The sequence below is a fragment of the Brevundimonas sp. AVps5 genome, assembly GCF_058681515.1.
In genome coordinates this window covers 2838349-2853341 of the sequence record NZ_CM178740.1, presented here as the reverse complement: position 1 = coordinate 2853341, position 14993 = coordinate 2838349, and the positions used below count along the sequence as shown (strand labels likewise).

Here is a 14993-nt window from a genome sequence, read left to right as displayed (position 1 = left end):
CGCCCCAACGAAAACGGGGCCAGGGCTTTCGCCCCGACCCCGTCAGTCACTTGAAAAATCCGTGAAGGACTATTCAGCGGCCTTCAGCTGGCCGGCAGATTCCTTGCCGGTGCGACGGTCGCGTTCGACTTCGTACGAGACCTTCTGGCCTTCGTTCAGGCCGTTCATGCCTGCGCCTTCAACGGCCGAAACGTGAACGAACACGTCCTTGCCGCCGTCCGAGGGCTCGATGAAGCCGTAGCCTTTAGTGGAGTTGTACCATTTGACAGTGCCGGTAGCCATTTTAAGGACCTCCGTTAGCAGTTTGCATCAGGCAAGAGCGCCTGAAGCCTGTCGGGTCTGAATGGGATCGGCCAGAAACTCGGTGCGTTCGCAAAGAGAGAGGGCGTTACGCAGAGAGATCGACGAGCCTCATATGGACCGAAAACGCCCTGTGCACAACCTGAGTCTTGAGTCGCCCCGATTCAGGCCGGGACCGGTTCGTCCTCGTCTTCGCCCCCCTGCCCGGACCCGGCCGGGGCGGGTGCGCCTTCCTCGCCTTCCGGCGCGATGTAGTGGGCGACGCAGAGCTTGCGCAGTGCGGACGTCAGGGAACCGCCGTAAAGGCGATCCTGGACGCGTTCGTGGCCTTCCTGCTGCAGCCGGGTCTTGATGTCGCCCACGGTGCGGCACTCCCCGCTGCGGGCGAGTTCGTAGGCGCGCTCGAGGGTCGTGAGACGAAAGTTGTTGCTCATAGACAGAGAGATAGGCTCCGCCGTGCGGTTTTGCGACTCCGCTCAGGCCCGCGGACGATTGCGACGGCGCGAGAGCCGGTCGGCCAGGGCCTCGGCGTGCTTCAGGGTGAAGGTCAGGGCGGCATGGCTGCCGCGACGCGCACCGATGTTGTCGGCCATGACCGCGCCACGGTCGCCGATGGCCGCCGGCGAGCCCGTGGTGGTGTCGACGGCGGTCTGGTGCTCGATTTCCGCGTTCACCTCGGCGCCCATGAGGATCACCTGAACGGAAATCCAGGTCCACAGGAGGAAGCCCATGGCGGTCGCCAGCGGGCCGTAGGAGTCGAGCCGAACGAAGTTCGTCAGGTACCAGCTGAAGATGAAGGACACGATCACGCTGAGGGTCGCCGCGAACAGGGCTCCGGGCGTCAGCCAGCGCCAGCGCGCACGCTGCCGGCACGGGCCGAACCGGTAGATGACGGTCAGCGCCCCGGCATAGCCGATGAACAGCAGGGGCCAGCGAAGGGGGGCGAGCCGGGCCCAGTCGTCGGCGAGGCCGAAGACGCCCAGCACGATCGGCACGCCGACCACCAGGGCCGCGGTCATGAGCATCGCCGCCAACCCTGTCAGGGTAAAGGCGAAACCCAGCAGGTTGTAGCGCAGGATGTTGCGTCGCTCGACTTCGTGGTAGGCGACATTCAGACCATAAAACAAGGTCTTGATGCCGTTGTTGGCCGTCCACAGCGACAGGGCCAGGGTCCAGACCAGGGTGAAGGTCAGCTGGCCGGTCGAGCCGGCCGCCAGCCGCGTCAGCTCCGCATTGATGAACCGGGCCACGTTCGACGGCAGCACTGAATAGAGGAAGGCGATCCGCCCGGCGGCGTCATTCGCGTCGGCGAACAGGCCGTAGATGGTCACGAAGGCCGCCAGGGCCGGGAACAGGGACAGCAGGATGAAGAAGGTCACTCCGCCCGAGACAAAGCCGACCCGGTCCCCGAAATAGGACCCGCCGACTCGCCAGGCGATATCGACCCAGCCCTTGTGAGGGATCTGGGAGGGGCGTTCGGCCATCCGGCCCCGGCCGGGCTCGCGCGCCTCATACTCCTCCGGCGTCGGGGGTTTGGGCGGTGTCGGCCCGGGCCGCTCCGGCCTCAGTTCCAGGCCGTATCTGTGACCCTGGGTGTAGATCAGGTGCGCCGCGCCGGCCCCGGCCGCCAGCCCTCCGAGGGCCGCGCCGACAAAGGCCCAGGGGCCGGAAATCAAGCTGCGGCGCGGGGAAGACCGGATCGGAGCGGGGAAGGGCATCGGTGGGTCAACGGTCCAGCGGCGAGCCGTGTTCCGGCTGAGCTTCACCTTGCCTGAATTCGCGCGCTGGGGCACTGACCGGCCGTGGCCGAGACTTTTTCCGCATCCATTGCCGCCCTGTACCGCCATCCGGTCAAGGGTTTCACGCCCGAGCCGCTGGAGCGGGCGATGCTGACGGCCGGACTGGCCTTTCCCGGCGACCGGTTGCGCGCCGTCGAGATCGGGCCGTCGGGCTTCGATCCGCAGGCTCCGGCCCATATTTCCAAGATGCGGTTCACCGTGCTGGCGCGACTGCCGCAGATCGCGCGGGTCCGCACCCGGTGGGACGAGACGACCGATACGCTGCATGTGTCGAGCGAGGGCGCGCCCGATCTGTCGGTGAACCTCGGCGACCCCGGGGACGACCGCCGGCTGGAGGACTGGCTCACCGACTTCCTCGGCGAGGAGGCGACCGCGCCGTTGCGCCTGCTGGGCGGCGGCGGACACCGGTTCATGGATGATCCCGCGGGGGCGGTTTCGGTGCTGAATCTGGCCAGCGTGCGCGACCTGTCCGGGCGGCTGGGCGTCACGATCGACCCCTTGCGGTTCCGCGCCAATGTCTGGGTCGAGGGCTGGCCCGCCTGGGCCGAGAACGACTGGGTCGGGCGCGACCTGACGCTGGGCGGAGCGAGGCTGACAGTGATCAAGCCGATCGTTCGCTGCGTCGCCACCCATGTGGACCCGGAAACGGGAACGCGGGACATCGATGTGGTTTCCGCCCTTCATGACCTTTACGGCCACCGCTGGTGTGGCCTGTATCTTTCGGTCGGAACCGGCGGGACGCTGACCGTCGGCGACCGCGCGGAGCTTTGCTGAATGACCGATACCCCCACCCTCGTCGCCGCCTGGAAGGCCGCCCAAGGCGAGCTGAAGGCCGCCCGTATCGACAGCCCGGCCATTGACGCCCGCCTGCTGCTCGAGGCCGCGACCGGTGCCAGCCGGCTGGAGATCCTGACCGACCCGCACCGGCCGCTGACGCCGGACCAGTCGGCGACCCTGGCCGGCTATGTCGAACGCCGCCTGAGGCGCGAGCCGGTGTCGCGGATCCTGGGCCGCAAGGGGTTCTGGAAGATCATGCTGAACGTCACCCCCGACGTGCTCAGCCCCCGCCCGGACACCGAGACCATCCTCGACATCGCCATGCTGGCGTTCGAGCCGGCCCAGGCCTTCAGCGTCATCGATCTCGGGACGGGTTCGGGCGCCATTCTTCTGGCCGTGCTGGGCGACCGGCCTGGCGCGCATGGCGTCGGCACCGACATCTCGTCCGAAGCCCTGGCGGTGGCGAAGGAGAACGCCGCCAACCTCGGCCTCGACAACCGTGCCACCTTTCTGAGGACCGAATGGGCGGCGGGCTTCGGCGACCACAGCTTCGATCTGGTGGTGTCCAATCCGCCCTATATCCCGTCCGACGACATTCCCGGTCTGGATCCCGAGGTGCGGGAGCATGATCCGATCCTGGCCCTGGACGGCGGTCCCGATGGCCTGCAGGCCTACCGCGACCTCGCCCCCGAGATCGCCCGCATCCTCAAGCGCGGCGGGACCTTCGCCGTCGAGATCGGCTGGGACCAGGGCGAGGCGGTCAAGGCCCTGTTCGAGGCGGCCGGGCTGGAGGGCGTAAAGGTGGTCAAGGACCTCGGCGACCGGCACCGTGTGGTCACCAATGGTCCGGATCCAAGGACGACGCCGATCCGCCAGAGTTGATCCGAACAAACCCCTTGGAAACCGTCCCGGCGCGCGCTAAGTCCTTGGTTGTCTCCCTCCCTTCCGCATCTCGTTGAACCGCTTCAGGTCCAGCGACGCTCGGCCGGGACGCGCGTGAAGGTCGGCGGTGTTCACCGCTAGCGGACCACGACGGGCGACAAAGGTCCTTCCGATAACATCGCCGCCGGGGATTGGCCCCCAAGCGAACCGGAACCACAGACAACCGGCCTGACACCCTCGCCATCGTCGCGCAGGGACACGCCAAACCAGCACGGTAAGCCTCGATGCGAGATTTCAAGGGCATGAAGCGCCAGCGCGGCCGCAACCGGAAACCCGGTGGTGGCGGCGGCAACGCGAATGCGGCGAACCCCAATCGTTCATGGGACTCGCAAGGGCCCGAGAACATCAAGGTCCGCGGCAACGCCCAGACCGTCTACGAGCGCTATCAGCAGCTGGCGCGCGACGCCGGCTCGTCGGGCGACCGGGTGCTGGCCGAGAACTATCTCCAGCACGCCGAACACTATTTCCGCGTCCTGCGCGCCCTGCAGCCGCAGCGCCCGGTGTCCGAGATCGCCGCGCGCGAACTGTCGAACCAGGGCTATGACATCGATTTCGAGGACGAGACCGGGGCCCAGGCCGCCGCCTTCCTCGCCGCGCAACAGGCCGCTGACCGCATCCAGCAGCAGAGCGACGCCCGCGACGCCGAGGCGGCCCAGGGGGCCCAGCAGCCACGGGAGCCGCGCGAATGGACCCCGCGCCCGCCGCGTGACGAGAACCAGAACCGCGACGGGCAAAACCGTGACCGCGAATGGACCCCGCGTCCTCCGCGCGACAACCAGCCTCGCGACAATCAGGACAGCGGGCAGCCCCGCGCCGACGGCGAAGGTCAGGGCGAGGGCGGCCGTCGCGAGACCCGTCGCGAACGCTGGGAGCGTCGCCGCGAGGAACGCAATCGCCGCTACGAGGCCGAAGGCGGGACGCCCGACACCCGCACCTATGAAGAGGCCGAGGGCCGGTTCGAGGGCCGTTCAGACAGCGGCCGCCCGGAAAACGTCAGAGAGGGCGGCGACTTCATCGCCTCCACCGCACCTGTGACCTATGTCCCGCCCTCAGAGGCCGCTCCGGTCGAGGCCGCGCCCGCGCAGGAGGAACGCCCCGCGCGCCGGACCCGCACGCCGCGCGCCGAGGCCCCGGTCGACATGGCCCAGGCCCTGCCCGGCTTCCTGACCCGCTCGGCCGCCCCGGCCTCGGCCCCGTCGGACGACGGCGAAACCCCGGCACCCAAGCGCCGCGCCCCGCGCAAGAAGGCCGAGACCTCCGCCGACGGCGAATAGTCTGCCGGCCGAAGACGATCTTCGGCTGACAACGGCTCCGGCCGGGTGCCCGGTCGCGCCCCGGACAACCGGGGCCAGAGCATGATCGCTTGAGACAGAACCGCTACGCGGTTCTGGCGAAGGCGTGAATCATGCTCTCGCTCATATCTGGAGCCTGAGTCACCGCATCGGCGGAATCGCGGAGCGACCCCTCCTCAACGGATCAGGCTCCAGGGCTTAAACCCGATCGAGCCGTGCGACGAAGAAGCCGTCGAGGCTTCCGGTTTCAGCCCACATCGACGGCAGGATTCGCAGCCAGCCCTCGGGCGTCAGGGCCTCGGCCGGCGCGCCGATGGCGGCCGGATCGGCGGGCGTGGTCCTGAAGCCCGGATTGCGGCGCAGGAAGGCGATGACCTGGGTCTCGCCCTCTTCCCGCTCCAGCGAGCAGACGCAGTAGACCAGACGACCTCCGGGCGCGACGCGTTCAGCGGCCGCGTCGAGCAGCCGGTGCTGGACGTCGGCCAGTTTGGCGACCTCGGCCGGCTTGGTGGCGCGCAGGACTTCGGGGTTGCGCCGGAGCGTCCCGGTGGCTGTGCAGGGCGCATCCAGCAGCACGGCGTCGAAGGTGCGCGCGTCCTGCCACTCCTCGCCGGGCGTGACGACGATCTCGGCCTTGAGGCCCGTCCGCTCCAGGTTCTGGCGAAGGCGACGCAGGCGGGGTTCCGAACGGTCCAGGGCGACGACGGTCGCACCGGTCGCGGCGAGTTGAAGGGTCTTGCCGCCGGGCGCGGCACACATGTCGAGCGCCGTCTCGCCGGCCCTCGGAGCCAGCAGGCGCGCGGGGACGGCCGCGGCCGCATCCTGCACCCACCATCCGCCGGTCTCGTAGCCGGACCAGGTCGCGACGTCCCCGCGCACGCCCGAGCGGACGGTCCCGCCGGGCAGGACCGTGCCCTCGATGGCATCGGCCAGGGCCTGGGCATCCTCGCCGGGCTTGAGACTGAGGTCGGTCGGCGGCTCGTCGCGGGCGGCCAGGGCGATGGCGGCCAGGGCCGCCGCGCCATAGGTCTGTTTCCAGCGCGCGGCGATCCAGTCGGGGAGGTTCGACTCCGCCGTCGTCATGCCGGGTCCCTCGCGCTCGATGCCCCGCAGAACCGCATTCACCAACGCCTTGTAGGGACGCGTTTTGGCGTCGCGCTCGGCGAGTTTCACGGCCGTGGAGACGGCGGCGAAGGCGGGCGTCTCCAGCACGAGGGTCTGGGCCAGGGACACGCGCAGGATGGTGCGGACGGCCTCGGGCGGCGACTTCTGCAGGCGGCGGTTCAGGATGGCGTCGATTTCGCCGAGACGGCGCAAGGCGGCCATCGCCACGGCGCGGGCAAAGGCGCGGTCCGGGCCGGGCAGGGATTTCAGTTCGGGCAGGGCCATGGCCTCGTCCAGCCCGTTCCGGCGCTCGAGCGCGGCGTTCAGCAGGACGCCTGCAGCAATGCGCGCCTCGACCCCGATATCGGCTGCGCCGTCCGGCTCGGCCGTGCGGACCATGGGTTCCCGACGCGGGCCGCGGGCCTTGTCGGCCATGCGGCGGCCACGGGCACCGGAGTTCTTGCCCTTGGGCGTTCCCCCGCTCAAACCGAGACCTGCGTCCCGAGTTCGACCACACGTCCGGGCGGGATGTGGAAGAAGTCGGTCGGGTTGGCCGCGTTGCGCATCAGGAAGATGTACAGCTTGTCCTGCCACAGGGGCATCCCTTGTGACGCCGACGGCACGACTGAGCGGCGACCGAGGAAGAAGCTGGTCGACATGATGTCGAACTTCACCCCCTGCTTGCGGCACTGGCTCAGGGCGCGGGGCACCACAGGGCTCTCCATGAAGCCGTAGCTGAGGGTGATCTTCTTGAAGTCGTCGTTGATCGGCTCGATCAGCACACGCTCGCTCTCATGCACGCGCGGCCGGTCGGTGGTGCGGACGGTCAGGATGATGTTCTTCTCGTGCAACACCTTGTTGTGCTTGAGATTGTGCATCAGGGCGACGGGCGCGACGTCGGGGTCGGAGGTCAGGAAGATGGCCGTGCCGGGCGAGCGGTGCGGCGGTCGGGCGCGCAGCATCTCGATCAGGTCGCTCAGGGGCAGGCTGTCCTTCTTGGCCTTGGCCGCCAGGATCTGGGACCCTCGCGTCCAGGTCCACATGATCAGGACCAGGACTGCGCCCAGCACCAGCGGCAGCCAGGCCCCGTCGGGGATCTTCAGCAGGTTGGAGGTCAGGAACACGCTGTCGATGAAGCCGAATGGAATGAGAGCGCCCAGCGTGGCCCACAGCGGCCATTTCCACTTCTTGGTGATGACCGAATAGCTCATCAGGGTGTTGATCAGCATGATCCCGGTGACGGCCACGCCATAGGCGGCGGTCAGATTGTGCGAACTCTGGAACACGAACAGCAGGGTGAGGACGCCGAGCATCAGGAAGGTGTTCACGGCGGGGACGAAGATCTGGCCGGCCTGGGTTTCGGACGTGAAACGGATGTCGATGCGGGGCAACAGGCCCAGCTGGACGGCTTGCTGGGTCACCGAGAAGGCACCGGTGATCACGGCCTGGGAGGCGATGACTGTGGCGATCGTGGCCAGCGCGACCATGGGCCAGTAAGCGAACTCGGGCACCATCGACCAGAAGGGGTTCCCGGCCGCTGCAGGGTTGTCGAGGATCAGGGCACCCTGACCGAGGTAGTTCAGCGTCAGACACGGCAGGACGAAGCCCAGCCAGCCCATGCGAATCGGTGCCTTTCCGAAATGTCCCATGTCGGCGTAGAGCGCTTCGGCCCCCGTCACCGCCAGGAAGACACTGCCCAGGATGATGAAGCCCAGGAAGCCGTCGTTGAGCAGCAGCATGACGCCGTAGTGGGGCGACAGGGCCCGCAACACCGAGATGTCGTCGAAGATGTGGAACAGGCCGAGCGCTCCCAGCGACAGGAACCACAGGGCCGTCAGCGGGCCGAAATATTTCGACAGACTGGCCGTGCCGCGCGACTGAACCAGGAACAAAACGATCAGGATGGCTGCGGCGACGGGAACGATGAAGGCATCGAGCCGCGTGCCTACGCCCGGGGCGTCCTTGACGCCCTCGACGGCTGACAGCACCGACATCGCCGGCGTGATGATGGCGTCGCCGTAGAACAGCGCCGCGCCGCAGACGCCGAGAATGAAGATCCACGCCGACCGGCGGCCGATCGCATGAGTGGCCAGCGCCATCAGGGCCAGGGTCCCGCCCTCGCCCTTGTTGTCCGCCCGCATCAGGAAGATGACGTATTTGAACGTCACCACGATCATGAGGGCCCAGAAGGCCAGGGAGACGACGCCTATGACCGCCAATTCGCCGCCGACGCCCGACTGGGCGTGGGCGATCGCCTCGCGCAGGGCGTAGAGCGGGCTGGTGCCGATATCGCCGAACACGACGCCGATCGCGCCGAGGGTCAGCACCCATAACCCGGCCTTGCCCGGCCCGTGAGGCGCGGCATGGCCGTTGGATGCGGCGTTGGTTAGATCGGGCGAGGCGGGGGGAGCGCCGTCGCCGGGGGATGCGTCCCCTGCCATGAGTATCCTCCGGGTGCCGCGGTCGGCGGGCCCATCAAAGCGGAGGGCCTGTAGGCTCATTCCGCGGCGGGTTCAATCGCATGGAAACGGTTTCAGTTGCACCGTGTTCGGCGGGCAATCGATCGGGATTTGTGAATCGCGTCCCGGGTGCCTACCTTGACGGCTGGAACCGGACGAAAATGTCAGACAGTCAACGCTTTCCCGTCGCCGCCCACGCCCTGGCCTATCTGGCCCACAAGGGCGCGTATGACGCCGGCCGAGCCTGCCCCAGCGCCATTCTGGCGGCCTCGGTGCCGACCAACCCCGTGGTCATCCGCCGGGTGACCGCCCTGCTGTCCAGGGCCGGACTGATCGCGACCCGTCCCGGCGCCTCCGGTGGATCCTGGCTGCTGCGCCAGCCGCAGGACATCCGTCTCGACGAGGTGCTCAAGGCCGTGAACGGTTGCGCCCATCTCGGCTCGCCGCCTCTGGGGGCCAAGGGATGCCCGATCGGCGAGCATATTCCCCGGCAGGTGGCCAAGGTCCTGACCCTGGCCGATCAGGCGGCATCAGAAGCACTGAGCAAGATCACCATCGCCGACCTGCTGGCCGAGACGTCGACCGCCCTGGACGGGCTCGAGCCGCACCCGGCCTGCCCCGGGGCCATCCGCGCCGCCGGCGCTGTCGCCGCCTGATCCATCCGGAGTTGATATGAACCGCCGCACCATCCTGATCACCGGTGCCTCGGCCGGTATCGGGGCGGCGCTGGCCCGGGTCTATGCCGAGAAGGGCTGGGATCTGATCCTGACGGCACGCCGCGAAACGGCCCTGACCGCCCTGGCCGACGAAATCGTCACCACATATGGCGTCGCCGCGACTGTGATCACCGCCGACCTGGCCGATCCTGAGGCCCCTGCCCGGCTGGTCGAGGCCATCGCGGCGCGCCGCCTGATCGTCGACGGGCTGATCAACAACGCCGGCTTCTCGCGCACCACGGGCTTCCTCGCCACCGATCCCGATGAACACAGGGCGATGGTCCAGGTCATGCTGTCGGCACCCGTCGCCCTGTCGCGCCTCTTGCTCCCGGGCATGGTCGAGCGCGGGTTCGGGCGGATCATCAATGTCGCCTCGCTCGCCGGTCAGATGCCCGCGACGGGCGGAGACACCCTGTACGGCCCGATCAAGAGCTTCCTGATCAAAGCGTCCCAGGGTCTGTGGCTCGAGACGCGCGGGACCGGCGTCCACGTCACCGCCCTGTGCCCCGGCTACACATTGACCGAGTTCCACGACGTCAACGGCTCGCGCGAACAGGTGTCGTCCGCCTATCCGCGGTGGCTGTGGCAGACGGCCGACCATGTGGCGCGGGTTGGACATAAGGCCTGCGAGGCGGACCGGCCGCGGGTCACGCCGGGCGTGATGAACAACGTCTTCGCGGCGATGGGCAAGCTGCTGCCCGACAGCGTGGCGCTGAAGATGGTCGCCGGCCATGCGAGGCGGCTGAAGCGGATCTAGGCTCTGCCAACGCCCGATCAACCGCCCGCAGGTCGATCAGTGGGCCGGGGCCATCTTGTCGGCGGCCGGAGCCATCTTGTCAGCGGCGGGCGCCATCGCACCGTCCGCAGCAGGAGCCATCGCGCCATCGCTGGCGGGGGCCATCCCGTCGGCTGCCGGGGCCATTGCGCCGTCGGCGGCGGGAGCCATGGCGGCGTCCGCAGCCGGAGCCATCGCACCTTCGGCCGTAGCCTCGGTCCTGGTCTCGGCGGCAGGCTGGCAGGCGGCGGCCAGAAGCGCCACTGCGGCGACGGCGGTGCAGGTGAAGACGGAACGGATAGACATCGGAACCCCTGAGATGAAAGCCGGGGATCGATCCCCTGAGCAGACTACGACGCGACGAAGCCGGGGGTTACAGGGCCAGGCTGATCCGTTGCGCTTGAGAACGACGGCGAGTGAACGGAACCCCGCACCCTCGCCGAAGGTCTGGAGACGGCAGGCGACCTGCCGCTGTCGATCCGGGCCGACACTGTGCTGCGCCCTGACGACCTCGCCTGACCCTCAGTGCCCCCCGCTCGGATAGGGCGTCGTCACCGACCCCGCGAACATGCCGGGCAGGGCCTCGCCCAGACCCATGAGGATGAACTGGATCGCCAGGGCGCACAGGATCAGGCCCAGAACCCGCACGATGATGGACAGACCGACCTCGCCGAGGATGCGGCTGATCGGACCGGTCAGGGCGAAGCTGACGAAGGACACCAGGGCCGCCGCCGCAATGGCGATCAGCGAGGCGACCGTGCCCGCCGCGCCGATTTTCTCGGCCTCTCCGGCCTGGATGATGATGGCCGAGATGGCGCCGGGACCGATCATCAGGGGGATGGCGAAGGGCACGACCAGCCGCTGGAACCGTCGCCGCGCATAGCCGCGAACATCCTTCAGATCGAGGGCCGCATCCTTGTCGGCGAAGGTGGCGAGGAAGTCCTCGCGGGCCATATCCAGACCCAGCAAGAGAAGCAGCACCCCGCCCGCGATGCGGAAGGCCGCCAGCGAGATGCCGAAGAACTGCAGCAGACCCAGGCCGGTGAAGAAGAAGAAGGCGAGGAAGACCGCGGCGAACAGGCAGATCAGGGCCGAGACCGAAATCCGCTGCCTGAGGCTCGCCCCCGCCGTGGCCGCCGCGAAGATCGGGATATTGCCGATGGGGTCGAGCAGGGCGAACAGGGTGACGAACAGGTTGACCCCCAGATCGAGCGCGTCCATTGCCTGTCCCTTAACCTACATCGTCAAACGCCGGTTCGCCGACGCACCCCGTGCGTCGGGTCTAGCCGGTCACGCGGAGCCCGTCGATGACCTCGCCTCTCCTGTCCGACCCGCGCCTGATCGTCGGGCTTGATCTGCCGTCGATCGAGGCGGCCCGCGCGCTGGTGCAGCGGATCGGGAACGGGGTCGAGAGCTACAAGGTCGGACTGACGCTGCTGGCCCGCCCTGGCGGCGTCGCCTTCGCCCACGAGCTGCGCGCCATGGGCAAGACGGTGTTCCAGGACTGGAAGCTGCATGACATCGGGGCCCAGGTCGAGGGCGCGGCCCGCTCGGTCGCCGAGGGCGGCTGTGATCTTCTGACCGTCCACGCCGAGCCGCAGGTGATGCGGGCGGCAGTCAAGGGACGCGGCGGCCATGCGACGAAGATCCTGGCCGTCACCGTCATGACCAGCCTGTCGGACGAGGATCTCAGGGAAATCGGCTATTCGGCGAAGGCCGCCGACCTCGTCGAGGCGCGGGTGCGCCAGGCGCTGGATTGCGGCGTCGACGGGGTGGTCTCGAGCCCGCTGGAGGCGTCACGCGTCCGGGAAATCGCCGTCGAGGCGGGCCGTCCAGACTTCCTGATCGTCACGCCCGGCGTGCGTCCGGCCGGCGGCGACCGGGGCGACCAGCGGCGGGTCGCGACGCCCGCCGCCGCCCTGCAGGCCGGGGCGACCCATCTGGTGGTGGCGCGGCCGGTCATCGCGGCCGAAGACCCGGTGATGGCTGCGGCTCTGATCGCCGCGGAAATGGACGGGGTCCGCTAGCCGCGCTCGCCCGGCTCCTGGCGATAGGGATAACCCTCGCCGGTGTCGCCCGGAGGCAGGTCGCCTTGGTAGCCTTGCGGTGCCTGGATATAGACGGGAGCCGGTTGATAGACCTGCGGCTCGACGTAGGCGGGCTCCGTATAGGCCGGCTGGCTGTACTGGACCTGCGGCGGCGCAGGGTTCTGGCCGTAGCCGCCCTGATCGTAGGCGACCGGTTCCAGCGGCGAGGCGTGATAGGGGATGGGCGCGTAACGCGGGCCGTCGTCGCGCCGGTCGGAATAGCGGTCGCCACCCTGATAGCCGCCGGCGTATCCGCCCGAGCGGCTTTCGCTGTAGCTCTCGTAGCTGCTGTAGGATGAACCACCCCGGCCGCCGGAGTGGGTCTGATGGGAACCGTGGTCGCCCTGGCAGTCGCAGGACGGGGGCGGCGGCGGAGGCGGTGCGGGCGGATGGCCGCCGCGGCAGTTGTCGTAGCAGGGCGCCGGACGCAGACCGCAGCAGCGGTCAGTGGTCACATAGCGACGGCCGAAGCCCTGGGCGACATAGCCGAACGGCCGGCTGGGACCGTAGCCCGGCCCGCGAACGACGATCGGATATCCGGTGCCATAGCCGTAACCGCCCATGTCGACGCCGCCGCTGCCGTGGATGACCGAGCCGCCGTAGCCGCCGCCGCCCCGGATCGCGCCGACGTCATAGCCGCGGGCGTTGATATAGGCACCCGCGCCTGCATAGGCACCGGCGTTGGCATTCGCGTTCGCGTTGACGTTCACATTGATGTTGCCGCCGTAGTGGCCGCCGCCGCTTCCGGGATGACCGCCGCCGCCGCATCCGCCGCCGCATCCGCTGCCACCACCGTGGCCGCCGCCGTGCTGGCTCCCGCCGCCGCCGTTTTCGCTCGCCAGGGCGGGCGAGACGCCCAGCAGGAGCAGGGCGGTCAGGATCGAGAGAAGGGTTTTCACAGGACGGACTCCGCGACGTTCGGGGTCACCCTAGGCCTTCTCGCGTGGAAGGGTTCCGGATGCTCCAAGGGCGGGAGCAATCCGTTCAAGACGTGGTTAAATATCGCTTTTCTGGCGTGGAGGCGCCCCTGGGCCGCTTGTCGGCCGAGGGCAAGGCAAGCCAGTCAGCGATCGTACAGATGGGGGCCGATACCGCAGGAACAGTCTCGATCCCGTTCGACCTCCCTCCCTTCGTCAGAAATCGACCGCGATTCCCTTCTTTTCCCAATCTCCATAGCGGGTCGGCTCGGGCCCTGTCGGTCCGCCATGCTCGATCGCCAGTTCCAGCGCCTCTGCCTTCGCACGCCGTTCGGCAGCTTCGGCCAGGGCGCGTTTGGCGGGCTCGCTGAGCACCCGTTCGGACGGGGCTTCGGGCGGGGTTTCGGGCGCATCGGTCATGCCGGGACAGATAATCACCGCCGACGCCTCGCGCCAGTTCGGAGCCCGCCACAGTCTCGCCCTTGCATAGCGGGGCGTCAGGCCGTTTATGCGCGGCCAAATCCTCTCCCGCCGTTCTGCGAAAGATCCCGCCATGGCCAAAGCGTCCGACAAGCCCGTCAAGAAGGTCGTCCTGGCCTATTCCGGCGGCCTGGACACATCGATCATCCTCAAGTGGCTGCAGACGGAATACGGTGCCGAGGTCGTGACCTTCACCGCTGACCTGGGTCAGGGCGAGGAACTGGCACCGGCGCGCGAGAAGGCCCTGAAGATGGGGATCAAGCCCGAGAACATCTTCATCGACGACCTGCGCGAGGAGTTCGTGCGCGACTTCGTCTTCCCGATGTTCCGCGCCAACGCCCAGTATGAGGGCGACTATCTGCTCGGCACCTCGATCGCCCGCCCGCTGATCGCCAAACGCCAGATCGAGATCGCCCGCATGGTCGGTGCCGACGCCGTCTGTCACGGTGCCACCGGCAAGGGAAACGACCAGGTCCGCTTCGAGCTCGGCTACTATGCGCTGGAGCCCGACATCCGCGTGATCGCCCCCTGGCGCGAGTGGGAATACCGGAGCCGCGAAGCCCTGCTGGACTTCGCCGAGAAGAACCAGATCCCGATCGCCAAAGACAAGCGCGGCGAGGCCCCGTTCTCGGTTGACGCCAACCTTCTGCACTCCTCGTCGGAGGGCAAGGTGCTCGAGGATCCGGCCGTCGAGGCCCCCGAGTTCGTCCATCAGCGCACGATCGCGCCCGAGGACGCGCCCGACAAGGCGACCATCATCACCGTCGGCTTCGAAAAAGGCGACGCCGTCTCCATCGACGGCGTCGCCATGTCGCCGGCCACGATCCTGACGAAGCTCAATGAGCTCGGACACGACAACGGCATCGGCCGCCTCGACCTGGTCGAGAACCGCTACGTCGGCATGAAGTCGCGCGGGGTCTACGAGACGCCCGGCGGCACGATCCTGATCGCCGCCCACCGGGGCATCGAATCGATCACCCTGGACGGCGGCGCCATGCACCTGAAGGACCAGCTGATGCCGAAATACGCCGAGCTGATCTACAACGGCTTCTGGTTCTCGCCCGAGCGCGAGATGCTGCAGGCCGCCATCGACCTGTCGCAACAGAAGGTCTCGGGCATGGTCCGGGTCAAGCTCTATAAGGGCAACGTCGCCGTGATCGGCCGAGAGAGCGCCAACAGCCTGTACGATCAGGATCTGGTGACCTTCGAGGAAGGCGTTCAGGCCTATGACCACAACGATGCCGCCGGCTTCATCAAGCTGAACGCCCTGCGTCTGCGGGTGCTGGCGAAACGGGATCGACGCTCCTGAACCCGGAGACGCTTCTGACGAAAGGCGCCTCGTCGG

General features: G+C 68.3%; 16 protein-coding genes. 7 read left to right on the top strand and 9 right to left on the bottom strand.

Annotated elements, in window-relative coordinates:
• Positions 1-69: 69 nt before the first annotated feature.
• The 3 genes from ACW18A_RS14445 to ACW18A_RS14435 form a co-directional block, all read right to left on the bottom strand.
• A complete protein-coding gene (locus tag ACW18A_RS14445) occupies positions 70-282 on the bottom strand; it encodes a cold-shock protein (protein WP_298158945.1) in 213 nt (70 codons plus the stop codon).
• Positions 283-464: 182 nt separating this feature from the next.
• Positions 465-734, bottom strand: coding sequence for a hypothetical protein (locus tag ACW18A_RS14440; protein ID WP_492022402.1), 270 nt, complete (start codon positions 732-734; stop codon positions 465-467).
• 42 nt (positions 735-776) lie between these two features.
• A complete protein-coding gene (locus ACW18A_RS14435; RefSeq protein ID WP_492022401.1) occupies positions 777-2018 on the bottom strand; it encodes a YihY/virulence factor BrkB family protein in 1242 nt (413 codons plus the stop codon).
• Between the two features lie 84 nt (positions 2019-2102).
• On the opposite strand from ACW18A_RS14435, the gene ACW18A_RS14430 reads away from it, so the two are divergent.
• The 3 genes from ACW18A_RS14430 to ACW18A_RS14420 all read left to right on the top strand — a co-directional run bounded on the left by ACW18A_RS14430 (position 2103) and on the right by ACW18A_RS14420 (position 5092).
• The gene (locus ACW18A_RS14430; protein WP_492022400.1) at positions 2103-2873 is read left to right on the top strand and encodes an MOSC domain-containing protein; all 771 of its coding nucleotides are present in this window, start codon (positions 2103-2105) and stop codon (positions 2871-2873) included.
• Positions 2874-3758 carry a peptide chain release factor N(5)-glutamine methyltransferase gene (gene prmC, locus ACW18A_RS14425; protein ID WP_492022399.1) on the top strand — a complete coding sequence of 295 codons (885 nt, stop codon included), beginning with the start codon at positions 2874-2876 and terminating at the stop codon, positions 3756-3758.
• 284 nt (positions 3759-4042) lie between these two features.
• Positions 4043-5092 (top strand): DUF4167 domain-containing protein, encoded by a 1050-nt coding sequence (locus ACW18A_RS14420; RefSeq protein ID WP_492022398.1) that lies wholly within the window; start codon positions 4043-4045, stop codon positions 5090-5092.
• 216 nt (positions 5093-5308) lie between these two features.
• Here the strand turns inward: ACW18A_RS14420 and ACW18A_RS14415 are convergent, their stop codons facing one another.
• Positions 5309-6649, bottom strand: coding sequence for an RsmB/NOP family class I SAM-dependent RNA methyltransferase (locus tag ACW18A_RS14415; RefSeq protein WP_492022397.1), 1341 nt, complete (start codon positions 6647-6649; stop codon positions 5309-5311).
• Between the two features lie 47 nt (positions 6650-6696).
• Complete coding sequence (locus ACW18A_RS14410) at positions 6697-8655, bottom strand: potassium transporter Kup (protein WP_492022396.1); 1959 nt, start codon at positions 8653-8655, stop codon at positions 6697-6699.
• 179 nt (positions 8656-8834) lie between these two features.
• Between ACW18A_RS14410 and ACW18A_RS14405 the strand changes: the two genes are divergently transcribed.
• Together ACW18A_RS14405 and ACW18A_RS14400 are read left to right on the top strand one after the other, a co-directional pair.
• On the top strand, positions 8835-9329 hold the full coding sequence (locus ACW18A_RS14405; protein ID WP_492022395.1) for an Rrf2 family transcriptional regulator: 495 nt from the start codon (positions 8835-8837) through the stop codon (positions 9327-9329).
• A 16-nt stretch (positions 9330-9345) separates the two neighbouring features.
• Positions 9346-10146 carry an SDR family NAD(P)-dependent oxidoreductase gene (locus ACW18A_RS14400; RefSeq protein WP_492022394.1) on the top strand — a complete coding sequence of 267 codons (801 nt, stop codon included), beginning with the start codon at positions 9346-9348 and terminating at the stop codon, positions 10144-10146.
• Positions 10147-10182: 36 nt separating this feature from the next.
• On the opposite strand, the gene ACW18A_RS14395 is transcribed toward ACW18A_RS14400, so the two are convergent.
• The gene (locus ACW18A_RS14395) at positions 10183-10470 is read right to left on the bottom strand and encodes a hypothetical protein (RefSeq protein ID WP_492022393.1); all 288 of its coding nucleotides are present in this window, start codon (positions 10468-10470) and stop codon (positions 10183-10185) included.
• 216 nt (positions 10471-10686) lie between these two features.
• Positions 10687-11385: a MarC family protein gene (locus ACW18A_RS14390; protein WP_492022392.1), complete on the bottom strand. Its 699-nt coding sequence runs from the start codon at positions 11383-11385 to the stop codon at positions 10687-10689.
• Positions 11386-11471: 86 nt separating this feature from the next.
• Here ACW18A_RS14390 and pyrF point away from each other — a divergent pair, with 86 nt between their 5' ends.
• Complete coding sequence (gene pyrF, locus ACW18A_RS14385) at positions 11472-12191, top strand: orotidine-5'-phosphate decarboxylase (protein WP_492022391.1); 720 nt, start codon at positions 11472-11474, stop codon at positions 12189-12191.
• Here the strand turns inward: pyrF and ACW18A_RS14380 are convergent.
• Positions 12188-13150 carry a hypothetical protein gene (locus tag ACW18A_RS14380; protein ID WP_492022390.1) on the bottom strand — a complete coding sequence of 321 codons (963 nt, stop codon included), beginning with the start codon at positions 13148-13150 and terminating at the stop codon, positions 12188-12190. The two genes, pyrF and ACW18A_RS14380, sit on opposite strands and share 4 nt — an antisense overlap.
• Positions 13151-13384: 234 nt before the next feature.
• On the bottom strand, positions 13385-13588 hold the full coding sequence (locus ACW18A_RS14375; RefSeq protein ID WP_492024403.1) for a DUF1674 domain-containing protein: 204 nt from the start codon (positions 13586-13588) through the stop codon (positions 13385-13387).
• A gap of 133 nt (positions 13589-13721) precedes the next feature.
• On the opposite strand from ACW18A_RS14375, the gene ACW18A_RS14370 reads away from it, so the two are divergent.
• Positions 13722-14957, top strand: a complete 1236-nt coding sequence (locus ACW18A_RS14370; RefSeq protein WP_492022389.1) for an argininosuccinate synthase — start codon at positions 13722-13724, stop codon at positions 14955-14957.
• Positions 14958-14993 lie beyond the last annotated feature (36 nt).